Here is a 17,462-nt window from a genome sequence, read left to right as displayed (position 1 = left end):
CCTGAGCGCCGCCGCCCGCGCCGCTTTGCGTGCGCGCACGCCAATTTGACTGGGACGACCATGTTTTCCGCTCTCCTGCACCCCCGCCTCGCGGATTGCCGCAGGCTCTACCTGCGCGACTACGAGGTGCACATCAACATCGGGGCCTTCGAACACGAGAAGCGCGGCGAGCAACGCGTCGTCATCAACATCGACCTGTTCGTGCCGCTCGCGCTGTCCACCCCCGTCGACGACCGGCTGCACGAAGTCGTCGACTACGACCTGATGAAGCAGAGCGTCGCGCAGAGCCTGGCGCGCGGCCACATCCACCTGCAGGAAACGCTGTGCGATTCGATCGCCGCGCACCTGCTGGCGCACGATACCGTGCGCGCGGTACGTGTCCGTACCGAGAAACCGGACGCCTATCCGGACTGCGACGCCGTCGGCGTCGAAGTCTTTCGCATCAAGGACGAGGAGCGCCAATGAACGCCCCCCACATGAACGACACGGCGGCCGACGCCGCCACGCTGGACGACGCCGCCGCGCCGGCCGGCCGCCCCGCGCTGACGCGCCGCGAGCAGAAGGAAGCGTACGAGAACAACAAGCTGTTCAAGCGGATCGTGCGCCAGGTCGGCCAGGCGATCGGCGACTACAACATGATCGAGCAGGGCGACAAGGTGATGGTGTGCCTGTCGGGCGGCAAGGACAGTTACGCGATGCTCGACGTGCTGCTGCGCCTGCGCGAGCGCGCGCCGATCGACTTCGACATCGTCGCGGTGAACCTCGACCAGAAGCAGCCGGGCTTCCCCGAGCACGTGCTGCCCGAATACCTGAAGCAGGTCGGCGTGCCGTTCCACATCGAGAACCAGGACACCTACAGCATCGTCAAGCGGCTCGTGCCGGAAGGCAAGACGACCTGCTCGCTGTGCTCGCGGCTGCGCCGCGGCATCCTGTACCGCGTGGCCGGCGAGCTCGGCGCGACCAAGATCGCGCTCGGCCATCACCGCGACGACATCGTGCAGACGCTGCTGCTGAACATGTTCTACGGCGGCAAACTGAAGGGAATGCCGCCGAAGCTGCAGTCGGACGACGGCAAGAACATCGTGATCCGCCCGCTCGCGTACGTGAAGGAAACCGATCTCGAGAAATACGCGGAGCTGCGCGAATTCCCGATCATCCCGTGCAACCTGTGCGGCAGCCAGCCGAACCTGAAGCGCGCGGAAATGAAGGCGCTGATCCGCGAATGGGACAAACGCTTCCCGGGCCGCGTCGACAACATGTTCAACGCGCTCGCGAAGGTCGTGCCGTCGCACCTGATGGACACGACGCTATACCCGTTCCAGTCGCTGCGCGCGACGGGCGAAGCCGATCCGCAAGGCGACATCGCGTTCGACGAGGAACCGTGCGCATCGGGTGACGACGCGGCGGCGCCGGGCGCCGCCCAACCGATCTCGATCGTCCAGTTCGACGACCTGTAAGCAGGGCCGGAACACCCGCCGAAACCGGGGCCGGCGGCCTCGTTTCGGCGTTGTCGCCCCGCCGCGACAGGCCCGGAGCGACAAGGGCCGCATGCTAAAATGGACGGCTTCGAACTCTGACCCACGCGCGCGCCATGAATATCGTGATTTTGGCGGCAGGCACCGGCAAGCGCATGCGTTCCGCGCTGCCGAAAGTGCTTCACCCCTTGGCCGGCAGGCCGCTCCTCTCCCACGTCATCGACACCGCGCGCACGCTGCAGCCGTCCCGGCTCGTCGTCGTCGTCGGCCACGGCGCCGAGCAGGTTCAGGCCGCGGTCGCCGCACCCGACGTCCAGTTCGCGGTGCAGGCCGAGCAGCTCGGCACCGGCCACGCGGTGCGCCAGGCGCTGCCGCTCCTCGATCCCGCGCAACCGACGCTCGTGCTGTACGGCGACGTGCCGCTCACCCGTGCGTCGACGCTGCAGCGTCTCGTCGATGCCGCGCGCGACGGCCGCTACGGCATCCTCACCGTCACGCTCGACGACCCGACCGGCTACGGCCGCATCGTGCGCGACGCGTCCGGCTTCGTCACGCGCATCGTCGAGCAGAAGGATGCGTCGCCGGAAGAGCTGAAGATCGCCGAGATCAACACCGGCATCATCGTCACGCCCACGGCGCAGCTCTCGATGTGGCTCGGCGCGCTGAAGAACGAAAACGCGCAGGGCGAGTACTACCTGACCGACGTCGTCGAACTCGCGATCGAGGCCGGCTTCGAGGTCGTCACGTCGCAGCCCGACGACGAATGGGAAACGCTCGGCGTGAACAGCAAGGCGCAGCTCGCGGAGCTCGAGCGCATTCACCAGCGCAACGTCGCCGACGCGCTGCTCGTCGACGGCGTCACGCTCGCCGATCCGGCGCGCGTCGACGTGCGCGGCACGCTGCGCTGCGGCCGCGACGTGTCGATCGACGTGAACTGCGTGTTCGAAGGCAACGTGACGCTCGCCGACAACGTGACGATCGGCGCGAACTGCGTGATCCGCAACGCGTCGGTCGGCGCGGGCACGCGCATCGACGCGTTCACGCACATCGACGGCGCCGAACTCGGCGCGCACACCGTGATCGGCCCGTACGCGCGGCTGCGCCCCGGCGCGCAGCTCGCGGACGAAGCGCACGTCGGCAACTTCGTCGAGGTGAAGAACGCGGTGATCGGCCACGGCTCGAAGGCGAACCACCTCACGTACATCGGCGACGCCGACATCGGCGCGCGCGTGAACATCGGCGCGGGCACGATCACCTGCAACTACGACGGCGCGAACAAGTTCCGCACCGTGATCGAGGACGACGTGTTCGTCGGCTCCGACACGCAGCTCGTCGCGCCCGTGCGCGTCGGCCGCGGCGTGACGATCGCCGCCGGCACGACGATCTGGAAGGACGTGGCCGAGGGCGTCCTCGCGTTGAACGAGAAGACGCAGACCGCGAAGAGCGGCTACGTCCGCCCGGTCAAGAAGAAGAGCTGAACCTTTTGCGGGCGCCCACGCGGCGCCCGCTTCGACTGACAGGATTGACCATTCATGTGCGGCATTGTCGGCGCAGTTGCGCAACGTAATATCGTTCCGGTGCTGATCGAAGGATTGCGGCGCCTCGAATACCGTGGCTACGACTCGTGCGGCGTCGCCGTGCTCGAGCCGGGCGCACCGAAGCGCGCGCGCAGCGTCGCGCGCGTCGCCGATCTCGACACGCAGGTGCGCGACACGCACCTCGAAGGCGCGACGGGCGTCGCGCACACGCGTTGGGCCACCCACGGCGCGCCCGTCACGCACAACGCGCACCCGATCTTCTCGTCGAACGCGCTCGCGCTCGTGCACAACGGCATCATCGAGAATTTCGAGCCGCTGCGCGACGCGCTGCGAGCCAAGGGCTACGAATTCGTGTCGCAGACCGACACCGAAGTGATCGCGCACCTGGTGCACAGCCTGTACCGCGGCAACCTGTTCGACGCGGTGCGCGAAGCGGTGCAGCAGCTGCACGGCGCGTATGCGATCGCGGTGATCCACAAGGACCAGCCGCACACCGTCGTCGGCGCGCGCCAGGGTTCGCCGCTCGTCGTCGGTCACGGCGACGGCGAGAACTTCCTCGCGTCCGATGCGCTCGCGCTCGCGGGCAGCACCGACCGCTTCACGTTCCTCGAGGAAGGCGACGTATGCGAGCTGTCGCTCGACGGCGTGACGATCGTCGATCGCCACGGCGCCACCGCGCAGCGCGAAATCCGCGTGGTCAGCGCATACGGCGGCGCGGTCGAGCTCGGCCCCTATCGCCACTTCATGCAGAAGGAAATCTTCGAGCAGCCGCGCGCGATCGGCGACACGGTGCCGCAGACGGAAGCCTTCGACGCGACGCTGTTCGGCGACGCCGCGCCCGCCGCGTTCGCGGACATCGACAGCCTGCTGATCCTCGCGTGCGGCACGAGCTACTACTCGGGCCTCACCGCGAAGTACTGGCTCGAATCGATCGCGAAGATCCCGACCCAGGTCGAGATCGCCAGCGAATACCGCTATCGCGAGTCGGTGCCGAACCCGCGCCAGCTCGTGCTGGTGATCTCGCAGTCGGGCGAGACGGCCGATACGCTGGCCGCGCTCAAGCATGCGCAGTCGCTCGGCCACACGCACACGCTCGCGGTCTGCAACGTCGCGACGAGCGCGATGGTGCGCCTGACCGAAATGCAGTTCCTGACGCACGCGGGCACCGAGATCGGCGTCGCATCGACGAAGGCGTTCACGACCCAGCTCGTCGCGCTGTTCGTGCTGGCCGCGACGCTCGGCAAGCTGCGCGGGCACGTCGATGCCGCGCAGGAAGCGCAATTCCTGAAGGAGCTGCGCCATCTGCCGGCCGCGCTGAACAGCGTGCTCGCGCTCGAGCCGCAGATCATCGCGTGGTCGGAGGAATTCGCGCGCAAGGAAAACGCGCTGTTCCTCGGCCGCGGGCTGCATTACCCGATCGCGCTCGAAGGCGCGTTGAAGCTGAAGGAAATCTCGTACATCCACGCCGAGGCCTATCCGGCCGGCGAACTGAAGCACGGGCCGCTCGCGCTCGTCACGGAAGCGATGCCGGTCGTCACGGTCGCGCCGAACGACACGCTGCTCGAAAAGCTGAAGTCGAACATGCAGGAAGTGCGTGCGCGCGGCGGCGAACTGTACGTGTTCGCCGATGCCGACACGCAGATCGTCAACGACGACGGCCTGCACGTGATCCGGATGCCGGAGCACTACGGGCAACTATCGCCGATCCTGCACGTCGTGCCGCTGCAGCTGCTCGCGTATCACACCGCGTGTGCGCGCGGCACCGACGTCGACAAGCCGCGCAACCTCGCGAAATCGGTGACGGTGGAGTAATACGCGGCGACGGGAGGGCCCCTCGCCGGGCCCTCCCGACCGCTTGCGGGTGTGAGGCAGGCCGTTTGGCCAGGTCGAAATATGTACCACGTAGTGGTATATAATCCTGTGCTAACTCGATCGGCTCGACATGTCTGCTTCCGTACGACGCGTCTTCAAGACGAAGTGGTTTCACAAGGCAGCCGGGAAAGCGGGAATCGCCGATGGCGAACTCTGCCGCGCGGTGCGGGAACTGGCCCGCGGCCAGGGCGTCGATCTCGGCGGCAACGTCTGGAAAAAGCGCCTCGACGGCAATCGGCAGCGCGGGATCGTGCTGGGCAAGGTCGGGCACACGTGGGTGTTCGTGTTCCTGTTCGCGAAATGCGACCGCGACGACATCGACGCATGCGAACTGCGCGCGTTCAGAAAGCTCGCCGCGGACGTGGGTCGACACACCGACAGCGACATCGCGACGCTGGTCGCACTGAAAGAGCTTGTGGAGATTTGCAATGGCTAAGAGTCGATTCAAGAGCGATGCGACGGAGGCGATCCACAGCGCCGCGTCCGGCCTGTATCGTGCGCAACTGATCGACAAGAAGACGATGCGGGAATACGACGATCTCTGCATCGAAGCCGCGCCGCAGTTCGATCCGGAAGCGATCGCCCGCATCCGCAAGTCGGTCAACGTCAGCCAGAGCGTGTTTGCGCTCTACCTGAACACGACGACGTCGACGATCCGCCAATGGGAACAGGGGGACAAGCGGCCGAGCGGCATCGCCGCGCGCATGCTCCAGATCGTCGAGAAACACGGGCTCGAGGTGTTCTCCTGAGCCGGCTTCCCCGAATGCCCCTGCACGGCCCCGACCGGACGCGCCGCAACGAATATGACGGAGAGACAATGGTAAGACTGTTTGGATGCGGATTGCTGGCGCTGACGTTCGCGTCGACAGGCTGGGCCGCCGAGCACTATGTCGAGGTCTGGAACCCGCCCGAGGCGCGGCAGCCCGCAGCCCGTACGCCGGATGCCCGTCTGCCGACTGCCCACCCGGGCGCCGACGCGCGCACCGGCAAGAGCGCGGAGAAGCACGCGAGCGCCACGCCGAAAGCAGCCGCGAAACCGCCCAAGCGCCGCGTCGCGCAGGCCGTGAAAGCGGGCTCGCACCGCCCGGCCGCCACCGCGACCGAAACCCGTGCCGCCCCGCGCCCCGTCGCGCAACCGGCGCCCGGGCGTCTCACGGTGATGCAGCCGGCCGCGCCGGACGCGACGCGCGCGCTCACCTTCTCCGACATCCCGCGTCAATACACGCCGGACGGCAACGTGCTGCAGGTCGGCACGCACGGCCGCTCCGCGGAGGTGACTCGATAATGGAAGCGCAGACCTACCACGGCTACCAGATCTGGGGCCACGCGATCCTGCAGCAGGACGAGATCATGCAGCCCGAGCGCTTCGCGGCGAGCGGCACGATCACGCAGAACAACCGGCTCGTCGAGGCGTCGGGCGTGCTCGGCGTGTTCGACACCGAAGACGACGCGCGCGATGCCGGGCTCGAATGGGCACGCGCGTGGATCGACAACCACAGCTGAGCGAGCGCAGGCGCGTCACGCACCGCAAATGAAAGAAGGGGCGTCCATGACGCCCCTTCTTTCATTCGAACCCGGAAACCCGGCAACACTCCACTCACGCAGCGGCGTGCGGCGGCCTCAGCGTCTGCTGCGGCCGGCCGACGAGCCGTGTCAGCACGACGATCGCCACGAGCGTCGCGACGTACGCGGCGATCTGGATGCCCGCCGGCCGCGCGGTATAGCCGATCAGCGTGTGCAGCGCCTTGCCGACGATGCTCGATTCCTTGAGCAGCCACGACGTGTCCCAGACCGCATCGCCCCACGACGGCACGAGGCCGGCCGCCAGCAGGAAGCCGACGCACTGGCTCGCCATGCCCGCGGCGAGCAGCACGATCAGCGCGTTGGTGACGGAGAACAGGCGCTTCAACGGAATCTGCAGCAGGCCCGCATACATCGCGTAGCCGAGCCCCGCCCCGCCGAGCACGCCGAGCAGCCCGCCGACGATCATCTGCGGCGTCTGGCCCGGATCGCCCGCCGCGATCCCGTACAGGAACAGCACGGCCTCGGAGCCTTCGCGCAATACCGCGACGCCGACCACGATCGCGAGCCCGGTCAGCGGCCGGCTGCCGGCCGCGACCGCCCGGCCGACCTCGCCCATGTGCAGCGCCATTTCGCGGCCGTGCCGGCTCATCCAGATGCAATGCCACGCAAGCATCAGCGTCGCGACGAACATCACGCCTGCGTTGAAGACTTCCTGGCCCATGCCCGAAGCCCATTGCGAGATCACGTCGGCGAACGCCGCGATCAGGCCGGCGCCGACCACGCCGCCGACCAGCCCGCCGCCCACCCACCAGCCGCGCCGCGGCACGCCCTTCGTGGCGGCCATCACGATCGAGACCACCAGCGCGGCCTCGAGCACTTCACGAAAGACGATCAGGGCGGTAGACAGCATGTCGGTATCGGCTTACTTGACGGTCAGATGCGTCTTCGACTGCGCTTCGTGATACTCGTCGTGGAACTCGTAGGTCCCCGCCTTCAGCGGCCCGACCAGGATCTCGACCGACTTGCCGGCCGGCACGACCTTCTCGGCCTTGAAGTCGTCGCTTTCGAATTCCGCGGGCGTCGCGTCGAGGTTCTTCACGACGAATTTCACCTTCTTGCCAGCGGGGATCGTCACGCCATCGGGCGAGAACTTGTGGTCCTTCAGCGTCAGGTTGACGACGTCGTCGGCAGCGAAGGCGGACGTTGCCGAGGCGCCCAGCAGGGCCAGTGCGAAACCGAGAGCGAAACGGGTCATGTGCGTAATGGTTTGAAATATCGAAGGGAATCGATACTAAGATCGATTCGCATTTTCACCTCGGAGTACCCTTACTCGGCTCAGGGAGATCGTGGGCAGTCGATCCCGCACGCCCGTTGCCACGCAAGGCTCCGCCGGATTTCTCCGATAATGGACAATCGTCAATCGGGAAAAATTCGGACTGACGCGCGCACGCGATTGGCTATTCGTCAGACCTCAGCATTACAAATGGCTGATGCGATGCACGTCGCCGCATGCGGCGCTTGACCTTCCCACCATGGCAAGCTTCATGCTGAACCTATTCGTCAACCATCAACCCGGGAGAACACGATGGAATTCGAAGTCCAGGACATGACCTGCGGCGGCTGCGCCAACGCCATCACGCGCGCGGTGACGGCCGCCGACCCCGCCGCGAAGCTCGACATCGACGTCGCGGCGAAGATCGTCAAGGTCGACTCGGCGCAAGGCGCCGAGCGCGTGCAGTCGATCATCGAGGCCGCCGGCTTCCATCCCGCGTTGCGCGCCGCGTAACGCGCACCGAAGGCCGCGGGCGCGGCGCCGCACGGCGACGCGCCCGCCCCCGCCCCGGTAGCGCGTCAGCGCAGCCGGATCAGCGTCGACTTCAGTTCCGTGTACTTCTCGAGCGCATGCAGCGACTTGTCGCGACCGTTGCCCGACTGCTTGTAGCCGCCGAACGGGAAGTTCATGTCGCCGCCCTCGTCATAGCAGTTCACCCACACGGTGCCCGCACGCAGCCGGCGCGACACGTCGTGCGCGGTCGTCAGGTTCGACGTCCACACGGCCGCGGCCAGCCCGTATTCGGTGTCGTTCGCGATCCGCACGGCCTCGTCGACGTCGTCGAACACGATCACCGACAGCACGGGCCCGAAGATTTCCTCGCGCGCGATCTTCGCATCGGGCTTCACCTCGAACACCGTCGGCTCCACGTAGAAGCCGCCCGTTTCCGCGTTCACGCGCGCACCGCCCGTGACGAGCCGGCCTTCGCCGCGCCCCGCTTCGATGTAACCCAGCACGCGCTCGAGCTGGATGCCGTCGACGATCGCGCCCATCGATACCGACGGATCGAGCGGATTGCCCGGCACGTACGCGCGGGCGGCCGCGACGAGCTTCTCGATGAACGCGTCCTTGATGTCGCGATGCACGAGCAGCCGCGAGCCGGCCGTGCACATCTCGCCCATGTTGTAGAAGATCGCGCCGGCCGCCGTCCGCGCCGCGCGGTCGAGATCGGGGCAATCGGGCAGCACGATGTTCGGCGACTTGCCGCCGAGCTCGAGCCACGCGCGCTTCAGGTTCGACTGCGCCGCGTACTGCATGATCAGCTTGCCGACCGCCGTCGAGCCCGTGAACGCGATGCAGTCGACGTCGCGATGCAGCGCGAGCAGCTTGCCCGGTTCGCCCGCGCCCGGCACGACGTTGAATACGCCGGCCGGGATGCCGGCTTCGAACGCGAGCTGCGCGACGCGGATCGCGGTCAGCGGCGATTTCTCCGACGGCTTCAGCACGACGCTGTTGCCGGCCGCGAGCGCGGGGCCGAATTTCCATGCGGCCATCAGGATCGGGAAGTTCCACGGCACGACGGCGGCCACCACGCCGACCGGCTCGCGCGTGACGAGACCGACGAGATGATGATCGGCCGGCGCGACCTCGCCGCCGACCTTGTCGATCGCTTCCGCAAACCATTCGACGCAGTACGCGGCGCCCGGCACGTCGACCGTCGTCGTGTCGCCGATCGGCTTGCCCGCGTCGAGCGTCTCGAGCAGCGACAGTTCGTCGAGATGCGCGCGCATCAGCGCGGCCCAGCGCAGCAGCACGGCCTTGCGCTCGCGCGGATTCAAGCCGGCCCACACACCCGCGTCGAACGCGCGGCGGGCCGCCGCGACGGCAGCGTTCACGTCCGCTTCGCCGCAGTCGGCGACCTTCGCCAGCACGCGGCCGTCGATCGGGCTCACGCAGTCGAACGTCTTGCCGCCGTGCGCGTCGCGCGACGCGCCGTCGATGAATGCGCGCCCTTCGATCTCGAGCGACGCCGCCTTGTGTTGCCAGTCAGCCAAAGTCAACTTGTTCATCAGGATGCCTCAATGTTGGGGCATTCGCGATGCGGCACGCCGTGCGCGTGGCAAGCTGCCGGCCTGCAGCGAATGCGGTGACGCGCGGTCAGAAGGTCGCCGGCGAATTGGCCGAGACGACCTCGCAGATCAGCTCCGCGCTGGGATTGCGAAAACGATGCGGCAAACGGCTCTCGAAGTAGTAGCCGTCTCCGGGGTCGAGCAGCCACGTCGCACTATCGACGGTCAGCTCGAGCCGGCCCGACACGACGACGCCGCCCTCGTGCCCCGCGTGCACCAGCATCTCGGGCCCCGTGTCGGCCAGCGGCTGGTAGATCTCGCGCAGGATGCACATGTTGCGATCCTTCACGTTCGCACCGACCAGATGAAACGCGAGCGACTCGTTGCCGAGGTTCGGCATCTCGTCGCGACGCGACACGACCGCGCGCGATTCGACGAGCTCGAACGTGAAGAATTCCGCGAGACTCATCGGGATGCATTCGAGCAGCTTCTTCAGCGAGCCGACCGACGGGCTCACGCGGCCCTGTTCGATCAGCGAGATCGTGCCGTTGGTGACGCCGGCGCGCTTCGCGAGTTCGCGCTGCGACAGGCCATGCTTGTTGCGCACGAAACGCAGGCGCTCGGCGACTTCGGTGGACATCGATTCGGTTTCGGACACGATAAGTGCGATGACAAAGTGAAACGACGCGGTGGACTGCCGTTGAATATTCTAATCACTTTATGCCGCACATCAGCGGGGAAAACCCTGAAAGGCGTTCGAAATAATGGACACCGTGTCGATTATTCCTTTTATGAATCTTTTGTTTTCACGCTCGGGAAAGCCCTGATGCAGGACCTTAAAAAAACATTTGACGCCGTTATTGGCTCGTATATGCTGGCTCTCAGGTCAGCGTCATCAGGCTTTCACAGGCATCGAAAAGCGTTATCGCAACGCAACAATTTGATGCCCCGAATGTAAATGATGCGGGGCCGGCACCTTGATTATTTTAAACGCCCAGCGCGTCGAAACGATCGGGTGTTCAATACTTTCAACAAACCAGTCGAGTGTAATCGTGAGAGTCCGTGGCCCTCTGGTGAGGTGGGATCGAGGCGATGTGCGAAGTTTGCGCAGCGCCGTTCCCGCTTCCGACGGCAGTTGCGGCTGGCATAGTCCTCGCCTGCTTCACCTGTCGATCTACACCATCCTGTCCCGTCGTTCCGTTCGGCGCCACAACGCCGTTTCCGCACGCGCATTCGTCGCCGTCGATACCGACGAAGTGGCGTCGCTGCTGCCGTAGCGCCTCTCCTTTCTTCACGTCGTTCGTTTTTTCTGTCGATTCGCCAACCGCATCGTCCGTGCGGTGACGGCACGCGTTCGCGCATACGTTGCGCGTCGCATATCGCGATGAAACGAACGACGGCCTGACCGTCGCGCGCAGCGCGGATCGCCACGCCATCCCGTTGCGCCCATTCACCAGCGGCCGTGCGCCTTGCGCCCGGCTGCGGGGTCGTGTCGCGCCTGCGTTTTGCCGCATCCGGCTCGGTGCACGTCACGTCCCTATGGATTACTGAAGACGTCATGGAAAGGAAACCTCTCGTCGGCATCACCGCCGACCTCACCCAGATCGGCGCGCACGCGTCGCATACGGTCGGCGACAAGTACGTCGCCGCGATCGTCGACGGCGCGCAGGCACTCGCGATGGTGCTGCCGGCCCTCGGCGAGCGCCAGTCGAGCGCCGACGTGCTCGACGCGGTCGACGGGCTGCTGTTTACCGGCAGCTACTCGAACGTCGAGCCGCATCTCTATGGCGGCGAACCGAGCGCACCGGGCACGAAGCACGACCCGGCGCGCGACGCGACGACGCTGCCGCTGCTGCGCGCGGCCATCGTCGCCGGCGTGCCCGTGCTCGCCGTGTGCCGCGGCTTCCAGGAGTTGAACGTCGTCTGCGGCGGCACGCTGCACCAGCGCGTGCATGAAGTGCCCGGCTTCGCGGATCACCGCGAGGACGACGACGCGCCGATGGACACGCAATACGGCCCCGCGCACGTCGTGCGCCTGACGCCCGGCGGCAAGCTGCATGCGCTCGCCGGCGGCCGCGACGAAGTGCACGTGAACTCGCTGCACAAGCAGGGCATCGCGCAGCTCGGCTCCGGCCTCGCCATCGAGGCCGTCGCGCCGGATGGGTTGATCGAGGCCGTGAGCGTCGTCGACGCACCGGCTTTCGCGCTGGCCGTGCAGTGGCATCCGGAATGGCGGCATGCGCAGGACCCACTGTCGAGCGCGATCTTCCGCGCGTTCGGCGATGCGTGCCGCGCCCGCCGCGCCGAACGCACGCGCGCCATCGCCGCCGCCGCGCTCGCCTGAGCGCGCCCACCAGACAACGAGAACAGACATGCAAGACATCGAAGACTTTCTGAAGCAGCATCGGATCACCGAGGTCGAGGCGATCATCCCCGACATGGCCGGCATCGCGCGCGGCAAGATCACGCCGCGCAACAAGTTCACGTCCGGCGAATCGATGCGCCTGCCGCAAGCCGTGATGGTGCAGACCGTTACCGGCGAATACCCGGAAGACGGCTCGCTCACCGGCGTGACCGACCCCGACATGGTGTGCGTGCCCGACACGTCGACGATCCGCCTGATCCCGTGGGCCGTGGACCCGACCGCGCAGGTGATCCACGATTGCGTGCACTTCGACGGCTCGCCGGTCGAGATCTCGCCGCGCTACGTGCTGCGCCGCGTGCTCGACCTGTACAAGGCGAAGGGCTGGAAACCGGTCGTGGCGCCGGAGCTCGAGTTCTACCTGGTCGACATGAACAAGGACCCCGACCTGCCGCTGCGTCCGCCGGTCGGCCGCACGGGCCGCCCCGAAACGGGCCGCCAGTCGTATTCGATCGAGGCCGTCAACGAATTCGATCCGCTGTTCGAAGACATCTACGAGTACTGCGAAGCGCAGAACCTCGACATCGACACGCTGATCCACGAAGTCGGCGCCGCGCAGATGGAGATCAACTTCATGCACGGCGACGCGCTGTCGCTGGCCGACCAGGTGTTCCTGTTCAAGCGCACGGTGCGCGAGGCCGCGCTGCGTCACAACATGTACGCGACGTTCATGGCCAAGCCGATGGAAGACGAACCGGGCTCGGCGATGCACGTGCACCAGAGCATCGTCGACGAGGAAACGGGCCAGAACCTGTTCACGTCGCCGGAAACCGGCGGCGCGACGTCGATGTTCTACAACTACCTCGCGGGGCTGCAGAAGTACACGCCGGCGCTGATGCCGATCTTCGCGCCGTACATCAACTCGTATCGCCGCCTGTCGCGCTTCATGGCCGCGCCGATCAACGTGCAGTGGGGCTACGACAACCGCACGGTGGGGTTCCGCATTCCGCATTCCGGCCCGGCCGCGCGCCGCATCGAAAACCGCATCCCCGGTGTCGACTGCAATCCGTACCTCGCGCTCGCGGCGACGCTGGCGGCCGGCTATCTCGGCATGACGCAGCGCCTGGAGCCGACCGAGCCGCTGGTGAGCGACGGCTACAGCCTGCCGTACCAGCTGCCGCGCAACCTCGAGGAAGGGCTGACGCTGATGGCCGCGTGCGAGCCGCTCGGCGAGATCCTCGGGCCCAAATTCCTCAAGGCGTATTTCGCGCTGAAGGAAACCGAATACGAAGCGTTCTTCCGCGTGATCAGCTCGTGGGAACGCCGCCATCTGCTGCTGCACGTTTAAGCGTGCCAACCGCATACGGAATCACGGAGGAAACATGACTTACCGCAACGAATCTGCCTGGGTCCAGCCGGCCGCGCCGAGCGCCGCGGCCGCCGCGCCGCGCGCGACGCAGGCACGCACGACCGCCGAATACCGCGCGCTCGACGCCGCGCACCACATCCACCCGTTCTCGGACATGGGCGCGCTCAACCGCGCCGGCAGCCGCGTGATCGTGAAGGCCGACGGCGTCTATCTGTGGGACTCGGACGGCAACAAGGTGATCGACGGGATGGCCGGCCTGTGGTGCGTGAACGTCGGCTACGGCCGCAAGGAACTCGCCGACGCCGCGTATCGCCAGATCCAGGAACTGCCGTTCTACAACACGTTCTTCAAGACCACGCATCCGCCGGTGATCGAGCTTTCCGCGATGCTCGCGGAAGTGACGCCCGCCGGCTTCAACCACTTCTTCTATTGCAACAGCGGCTCGGAAGGCAACGACACCGTGCTGCGTCTCGTGCATCAGTACTGGCGCGTGCAAGGCAAGCCGCAGAAGAAATACGTGATCTCGCGCAAGAACGGTTACCACGGCTCGACGATCGCGGGGGGCACGCTCGGCGGGATGGGCTACATGCACGAGCAGATGCCGTCGAAGGTCGAGCACATCGTGCACATCGACCAGCCGTATTTCTTCGGTGAAGCGCAAGCAGGCGAGACGCCCGAAGCGTTCGGCCTCGCGCGTGCGCAGCAGCTCGAAGCGAAGATCCTCGAACTCGGCGCGGAGAACGTCGCGGCGTTCATCGGCGAACCGTTCCAGGGCGCGGGCGGCGTGATCTTCCCGCCGTCGACGTACTGGCCGGAGATCCAGCGGATCTGCCGCAAGTACGACATCCTGCTGGTCGCCGACGAAGTGATCGGCGGGTTCGGGCGCACCGGCGAATGGTTCGCGCACCAGCACTTCGGCTTCGAGCCGGACCTGATCACGATGGCGAAGGGCCTGACGTCGGGCTACGTGCCGATGGGCGCCGTGGGCATTCACGAGCGCATCGCGCGCCCGATCATCGACAACGGCGAATTCAATCACGGCCTCACGTATTCGGGGCACCCGGTGGCGGCGGCCGTCGCGGTCGCGAACCTGAAGCTGCTGCGCGACGAGGGGATCGTCGAGCGGGTGAAGACCGACACCGGCCCGTACTTCCAGGCGCTGATGCGCGAAACCTTCGCGCGTCATCCGATCGTCGGCGAAGTGCACGGCCACGGGATGGTCGCGAGCCTGCAACTGGCCGAAGCGCCGGCCGAACGCCGCCGCTTCGCGAACGGCGGCGACGTCGGCACGATCTGCCGCGACTTCTGCTTCAACGGCAACCTGATCATGCGCGCGACCGGCGACCGGATGCTGCTGTCGCCGCCGCTCGTGATCTCGCGCCAGGAAATCGATGAACTCGTGTCGAAGGCGAAGAAGGCCGTCGATGCCACCGCCCGGCAACTGGGCGTTTCGTAACGGTTTTGCCTACAGGCGTGCGGCGGGCGCCGCACGCCGCCATCACTCAAGGGAATTCCACCATGCGTGCCTGCATTCTTCGCCAAGCCTGTTCCGTCGCCGCCCTCGCCGCCGCGGCCGCGCTCACGTCGGTCGCCAGCCCGTCGGCGCATGCCGACGAGCTGAACGTCTACAACTGGTCCGACTACATCGCGCCGGACACGATCCCGAACTTCCAGAAGCAGACGGGTATTCACGTCAAGTACGACAACTACGACAGCGACGACACGCTCCAGGCGAAGCTGCTCGCCGGCAGTTCCGGCTACGACATCGTCGTGCCGACCTCGAACTACATGGCCAAGCAGATCCAGGCCGGCGTGTACCAGAAGCTCGACAAGTCGAAGATTCCGAACCTCGCGAACCTCGACCCGCTGCTGATGAAGATGATCTCGGATGCCGATCCGGGCAACCAGTACGGCGTGCCCTGGGCGTACGGCACCGACGGCATCGGCTACAACGCGCAGGCGGTGAAGAAGGCGCTCGGCGACAAGGCGCCGGTCGACAGCTGGGCGCTGGTGTTCGACCCGGCCAACATGGAGAAGCTGAAGAGCTGCGGCGTGTCGTTCCTCGACCAGGCCGTCGACGTGTTCGCCGCCACGCTGCAATACATGGGCAAGGACCCGAACAGCAAGAACCCCGGCGATTACCAGGCCGCATTCGAAGTCCTGAAGAAAGTCCGCCCGTACATCACCCAGTTCAACTCGTCCGGCTACATCAACGACCTCGCGAACAACGACGTGTGCGTCGTGCTCGGCTGGTCGGGCGACGTCGGCATCGCGCACCGTCGCTCGGCGGAAGCGAAGCGTTCGTACGACATCAAGTTCTCGAATCCGAAGGAAGGCGGTCTGCTGTGGTTCGACGTGATGGTGATCCCGAAGGATGCGCCGCATCCCGAGAGCGCGCTGAAGTGGATCAACTACATTTCCGATCCGAAGGTCAACGCGGCGATCACCAACACGGTGTTCTACCCGACCGCGAACAAGGCCGCGCATCCGTTCGTCACGCCGGCCGTCGCGCAGGACCCGACCGTCTATCCGCCCGAAGACGTGCTGAAGAAGATGGTGCTGATGAAGCCGATGCCGGCCGACATCCTGCGCCTCGAGAACCGTCTGTGGGCCCAGTTGAAGACAGGCCACTGATCGCCATGCATCACGGCGGCGCAGGCATCGCGGTACGCCTGCCCGCCTGAAATTCGCGGACCTCCGTCCGCTCGCGCGCACCGCGCGCCCTGTTCCATCCGGCACGAGCCGTTGCTCGCGAGTCGCGTTGCGCGCCTCGCGCGGGGACGCTCACGCCTGCAATCCGTGAAGAACGAATGGTGACTCCCATGCAATCGATACCCTCTTCCGCTGCTGCACGCCAGACCCAACCGGCCGCCGCGCCCCGTACGCAAAACGACGCATTCGTGCGCATCGAAAACGTCGTGAAGAAATTCGGCGACAGCACGGCCGTCGACAACGTGAACCTGACGATCGCGAAGAACGAACTGTTCGCGCTGCTCGGCAGCTCGGGCTGCGGCAAGTCCACACTGCTGCGCATGCTCGCCGGGCTGGAAACGGCCACCTCCGGCAAGATCTTCGTCGACGGCGAGGACCTCGCGTCGCTGCCGCCGTACCGCCGCCCGGTCAACATGATGTTCCAGTCGTACGCGCTGTTCCCGCACATGACGGTCGAATCGAACGTCGCGTTCGGCCTGAAGCAGGAAGGCACACCAAAAAACGAGATCAAGGAACGCGTGGCCGACGCGCTCGCGCTCGTGCAGATGAGCAAGTATGCGAAGCGCAAGCCGCATCAGCTGTCCGGCGGCCAGCAGCAGCGCGTCGCGCTGGCCCGCTCGCTGGTGAAGCGCCCGAAGCTGCTGCTGCTCGACGAGCCGATGTCCGCGCTCGACAAGAAGATTCGCCAGAAGACCCAGCTCGAACTCGTGAACATCATCGAGAAGGTCGACGTGACCTGCGTGATGGTCACGCACGACCAGGAAGAGGCGATGACGATGGCGAGCCGCCTCGCGGTGATGAGCGAAGGCAAGATCGTGCAGATCGGCTCGCCCGGCGAAGTCTACGAATATCCGAACAGCCGCTTCTCCGCCGAATTCATCGGCTCGACCAACCTGTTCGAGGGGCGCGTGGTCGAGGACGAGCCCGATCACATCTTCGTCGAAAGCGACGACCTCGAAACGCGCATGTACGTGAGCCACGGCGTGACCGGCCCGCTCGGGATGCCGGTCGGCATCTCGGTGCGCCCGGAGCGCATCCACGTATCGCGCGAGAAGCCGGGCTCGAAGCACAACTGGGCGCGCGGCGTCGTCACCGACATCGCGTACATGGGCAGCTATTCGCTGTACCACGTGCGCCTGCCGAGCGGCAAGACGGTGGTGTCGAACCTGTCGAGCTCGCACCTGATGAACGACGGCGCACCGGCGTGGAACGACGACGTGTTCGTGTCGTGGTCGCCGGCCAGCGGCGTCGTGCTGACGCAGTGAGGA

At 66.3% G+C, this 17,462-nt stretch carries 19 protein-coding genes; 15 read left to right on the top strand and 4 right to left on the bottom strand.

Annotated elements, in window-relative coordinates; all coding sequences use genetic code 11:
* Positions 1-60: 60 nt before the first annotated feature.
* The 8 genes from BLS50_RS09590 to BLS50_RS09555 all read left to right on the top strand — a co-directional run bounded on the left by BLS50_RS09590 (position 61) and on the right by BLS50_RS09555 (position 6,388).
* Positions 61-465, top strand: coding sequence for a dihydroneopterin aldolase (locus tag BLS50_RS09590; RefSeq protein ID WP_011546380.1), 405 nt, complete (start codon positions 61-63; stop codon positions 463-465).
* On the top strand, positions 462-1,457 hold the full coding sequence (gene ttcA, locus BLS50_RS09585; protein WP_011694429.1) for a tRNA 2-thiocytidine(32) synthetase TtcA: 996 nt from the start codon (positions 462-464) through the stop codon (positions 1,455-1,457). The genes BLS50_RS09590 and ttcA overlap by 4 nt, the downstream gene beginning before the upstream one ends.
* Before the next feature lie 134 nt (positions 1,458-1,591).
* Positions 1,592-2,953, top strand: a complete 1,362-nt coding sequence (glmU, locus tag BLS50_RS09580; protein ID WP_006477599.1) for a bifunctional UDP-N-acetylglucosamine diphosphorylase/glucosamine-1-phosphate N-acetyltransferase GlmU — start codon at positions 1,592-1,594, stop codon at positions 2,951-2,953.
* Between the two features lie 54 nt (positions 2,954-3,007).
* On the top strand, positions 3,008-4,825 hold the full coding sequence (gene glmS, locus BLS50_RS09575; RefSeq protein WP_074802091.1) for a glutamine--fructose-6-phosphate transaminase (isomerizing): 1,818 nt from the start codon (positions 3,008-3,010) through the stop codon (positions 4,823-4,825).
* Between the two features lie 130 nt (positions 4,826-4,955).
* Positions 4,956-5,321 carry a type II toxin-antitoxin system RelE/ParE family toxin gene (locus BLS50_RS09570; protein WP_027813298.1) on the top strand — a complete coding sequence of 122 codons (366 nt, stop codon included), beginning with the start codon at positions 4,956-4,958 and terminating at the stop codon, positions 5,319-5,321.
* Entirely contained in the window at positions 5,314-5,634 is a 321-nt protein-coding gene (locus BLS50_RS09565; RefSeq protein WP_006477596.1) for a helix-turn-helix domain-containing protein, read from the top strand. Before BLS50_RS09570 ends, BLS50_RS09565 begins: the two co-directional genes overlap by 8 nt.
* A 68-nt stretch (positions 5,635-5,702) precedes the next feature.
* On the top strand, positions 5,703-6,170 hold the full coding sequence (locus BLS50_RS09560; RefSeq protein WP_011546385.1) for a hypothetical protein: 468 nt from the start codon (positions 5,703-5,705) through the stop codon (positions 6,168-6,170).
* Complete coding sequence (locus BLS50_RS09555; RefSeq protein WP_006477594.1) at positions 6,170-6,388, top strand: hypothetical protein; 219 nt, start codon at positions 6,170-6,172, stop codon at positions 6,386-6,388. Before BLS50_RS09560 ends, BLS50_RS09555 begins: the two co-directional genes overlap by 1 nt.
* Before the next feature lie 94 nt (positions 6,389-6,482).
* Here BLS50_RS09555 and BLS50_RS09550 read toward each other — a convergent pair whose 3' ends face one another.
* Entirely contained in the window at positions 6,483-7,319 is an 837-nt protein-coding gene (locus BLS50_RS09550; protein ID WP_027807839.1) for an FTR1 family iron permease, read from the bottom strand.
* Positions 7,320-7,331: 12 nt separating this feature from the next.
* The gene (locus BLS50_RS09545; RefSeq protein ID WP_006477592.1) at positions 7,332-7,664 is read right to left on the bottom strand and encodes a cupredoxin domain-containing protein; all 333 of its coding nucleotides are present in this window, start codon (positions 7,662-7,664) and stop codon (positions 7,332-7,334) included.
* Between the two features lie 330 nt (positions 7,665-7,994).
* On the opposite strand from BLS50_RS09545, the gene BLS50_RS09535 reads away from it, so the two are divergent.
* The gene (locus BLS50_RS09535) at positions 7,995-8,195 is read left to right on the top strand and encodes a heavy-metal-associated domain-containing protein (protein WP_074802089.1); all 201 of its coding nucleotides are present in this window, start codon (positions 7,995-7,997) and stop codon (positions 8,193-8,195) included.
* Positions 8,196-8,260: 65 nt separating this feature from the next.
* On the opposite strand, the gene BLS50_RS09530 is transcribed toward BLS50_RS09535, so the two are convergent.
* Together BLS50_RS09530 and BLS50_RS09525 are read right to left on the bottom strand one after the other, a co-directional pair.
* Positions 8,261-9,751, bottom strand: coding sequence for an aldehyde dehydrogenase (locus BLS50_RS09530; RefSeq protein ID WP_074802087.1), 1,491 nt, complete (start codon positions 9,749-9,751; stop codon positions 8,261-8,263).
* An 88-nt stretch (positions 9,752-9,839) separates the two neighbouring features.
* On the bottom strand, positions 9,840-10,391 hold the full coding sequence (locus tag BLS50_RS09525) for a cupin domain-containing protein (RefSeq protein WP_011546390.1): 552 nt from the start codon (positions 10,389-10,391) through the stop codon (positions 9,840-9,842).
* 454 nt (positions 10,392-10,845) lie between these two features.
* Here BLS50_RS09525 and BLS50_RS36290 point away from each other — a divergent pair, with 454 nt between their 5' ends.
* The 6 genes from BLS50_RS36290 to BLS50_RS09495 all read left to right on the top strand — a co-directional run bounded on the left by BLS50_RS36290 (position 10,846) and on the right by BLS50_RS09495 (position 17,459).
* A complete protein-coding gene (locus BLS50_RS36290; protein WP_006488040.1) occupies positions 10,846-11,028 on the top strand; it encodes a hypothetical protein in 183 nt (60 codons plus the stop codon).
* 281 nt (positions 11,029-11,309) lie between these two features.
* Complete coding sequence (locus BLS50_RS09515) at positions 11,310-12,095, top strand: gamma-glutamyl-gamma-aminobutyrate hydrolase family protein (protein ID WP_074802085.1); 786 nt, start codon at positions 11,310-11,312, stop codon at positions 12,093-12,095.
* Between the two features lie 28 nt (positions 12,096-12,123).
* Positions 12,124-13,461 (top strand): glutamine synthetase family protein, encoded by a 1,338-nt coding sequence (locus BLS50_RS09510; RefSeq protein WP_011546392.1) that lies wholly within the window; start codon positions 12,124-12,126, stop codon positions 13,459-13,461.
* A 34-nt stretch (positions 13,462-13,495) separates the two neighbouring features.
* Entirely contained in the window at positions 13,496-14,938 is a 1,443-nt protein-coding gene (locus BLS50_RS09505) for an aspartate aminotransferase family protein (protein ID WP_069233255.1), read from the top strand.
* 62 nt (positions 14,939-15,000) lie between these two features.
* A complete protein-coding gene (locus BLS50_RS09500; RefSeq protein ID WP_027813302.1) occupies positions 15,001-16,116 on the top strand; it encodes a polyamine ABC transporter substrate-binding protein in 1,116 nt (371 codons plus the stop codon).
* Positions 16,117-16,304: 188 nt separating this feature from the next.
* Positions 16,305-17,459, top strand: coding sequence for an ABC transporter ATP-binding protein (locus BLS50_RS09495; protein WP_011546395.1), 1,155 nt, complete (start codon positions 16,305-16,307; stop codon positions 17,457-17,459).
* The last annotated feature ends 3 nt before the right edge of the window (positions 17,460-17,462 follow it).

Source organism: Burkholderia orbicola, assembly GCF_900100915.1.
GTDB classification, from domain to species: Bacteria; Pseudomonadota; Gammaproteobacteria; order Burkholderiales; family Burkholderiaceae; genus Burkholderia; species Burkholderia orbicola.
The sequence above is the reverse complement of the archived record's forward strand: the minus strand, read 5'-3'. Positions and strand labels throughout refer to the sequence as shown.

What these genes read in the sequence shown, in the direction of transcription:
- glmS (WP_074802091.1), top strand. Translation starts at nt 3,008, where the DNA reads ATGTGCGGCATTGTCGGCGCAGTTGCGCAACGTAATATCGTTCCGGTG.
- BLS50_RS09495 (WP_011546395.1), top strand. Translation starts at nt 16,305, where the DNA reads ATGCAATCGATACCCTCTTCCGCTGCTGCACGCCAGACCCAACCGGCC.
- BLS50_RS09535 (WP_074802089.1), top strand. Translation starts at nt 7,995, where the DNA reads ATGGAATTCGAAGTCCAGGACATGACCTGCGGCGGCTGCGCCAACGCC.
- glmU (WP_006477599.1), top strand. Translation starts at nt 1,592, where the DNA reads ATGAATATCGTGATTTTGGCGGCAGGCACCGGCAAGCGCATGCGTTCC.
- BLS50_RS09530 (WP_074802087.1), bottom strand. Translation starts at nt 9,751, where the DNA reads ATGAACAAGTTGACTTTGGCTGACTGGCAACACAAGGCGGCGTCGCTC.
- BLS50_RS09525 (WP_011546390.1), bottom strand. Translation starts at nt 10,391, where the DNA reads ATGTCCACCGAAGTCGCCGAGCGCCTGCGTTTCGTGCGCAACAAGCAT.
- BLS50_RS09550 (WP_027807839.1), bottom strand. Translation starts at nt 7,319, where the DNA reads ATGCTGTCTACCGCCCTGATCGTCTTTCGTGAAGTGCTCGAGGCCGCG.
- ttcA (WP_011694429.1), top strand. Translation starts at nt 462, where the DNA reads ATGAACGCCCCCCACATGAACGACACGGCGGCCGACGCCGCCACGCTG.
- BLS50_RS09565 (WP_006477596.1), top strand. Translation starts at nt 5,314, where the DNA reads ATGGCTAAGAGTCGATTCAAGAGCGATGCGACGGAGGCGATCCACAGC.
- BLS50_RS09500 (WP_027813302.1), top strand. Translation starts at nt 15,001, where the DNA reads ATGCGTGCCTGCATTCTTCGCCAAGCCTGTTCCGTCGCCGCCCTCGCC.
- BLS50_RS09545 (WP_006477592.1), bottom strand. Translation starts at nt 7,664, where the DNA reads ATGACCCGTTTCGCTCTCGGTTTCGCACTGGCCCTGCTGGGCGCCTCG.
- BLS50_RS09515 (WP_074802085.1), top strand. Translation starts at nt 11,310, where the DNA reads ATGGAAAGGAAACCTCTCGTCGGCATCACCGCCGACCTCACCCAGATC.
- BLS50_RS09505 (WP_069233255.1), top strand. Translation starts at nt 13,496, where the DNA reads ATGACTTACCGCAACGAATCTGCCTGGGTCCAGCCGGCCGCGCCGAGC.
- BLS50_RS09555 (WP_006477594.1), top strand. Translation starts at nt 6,170, where the DNA reads ATGGAAGCGCAGACCTACCACGGCTACCAGATCTGGGGCCACGCGATC.
- BLS50_RS09570 (WP_027813298.1), top strand. Translation starts at nt 4,956, where the DNA reads ATGTCTGCTTCCGTACGACGCGTCTTCAAGACGAAGTGGTTTCACAAG.
- BLS50_RS09560 (WP_011546385.1), top strand. Translation starts at nt 5,703, where the DNA reads ATGGTAAGACTGTTTGGATGCGGATTGCTGGCGCTGACGTTCGCGTCG.
- BLS50_RS09590 (WP_011546380.1), top strand. Translation starts at nt 61, where the DNA reads ATGTTTTCCGCTCTCCTGCACCCCCGCCTCGCGGATTGCCGCAGGCTC.
- BLS50_RS09510 (WP_011546392.1), top strand. Translation starts at nt 12,124, where the DNA reads ATGCAAGACATCGAAGACTTTCTGAAGCAGCATCGGATCACCGAGGTC.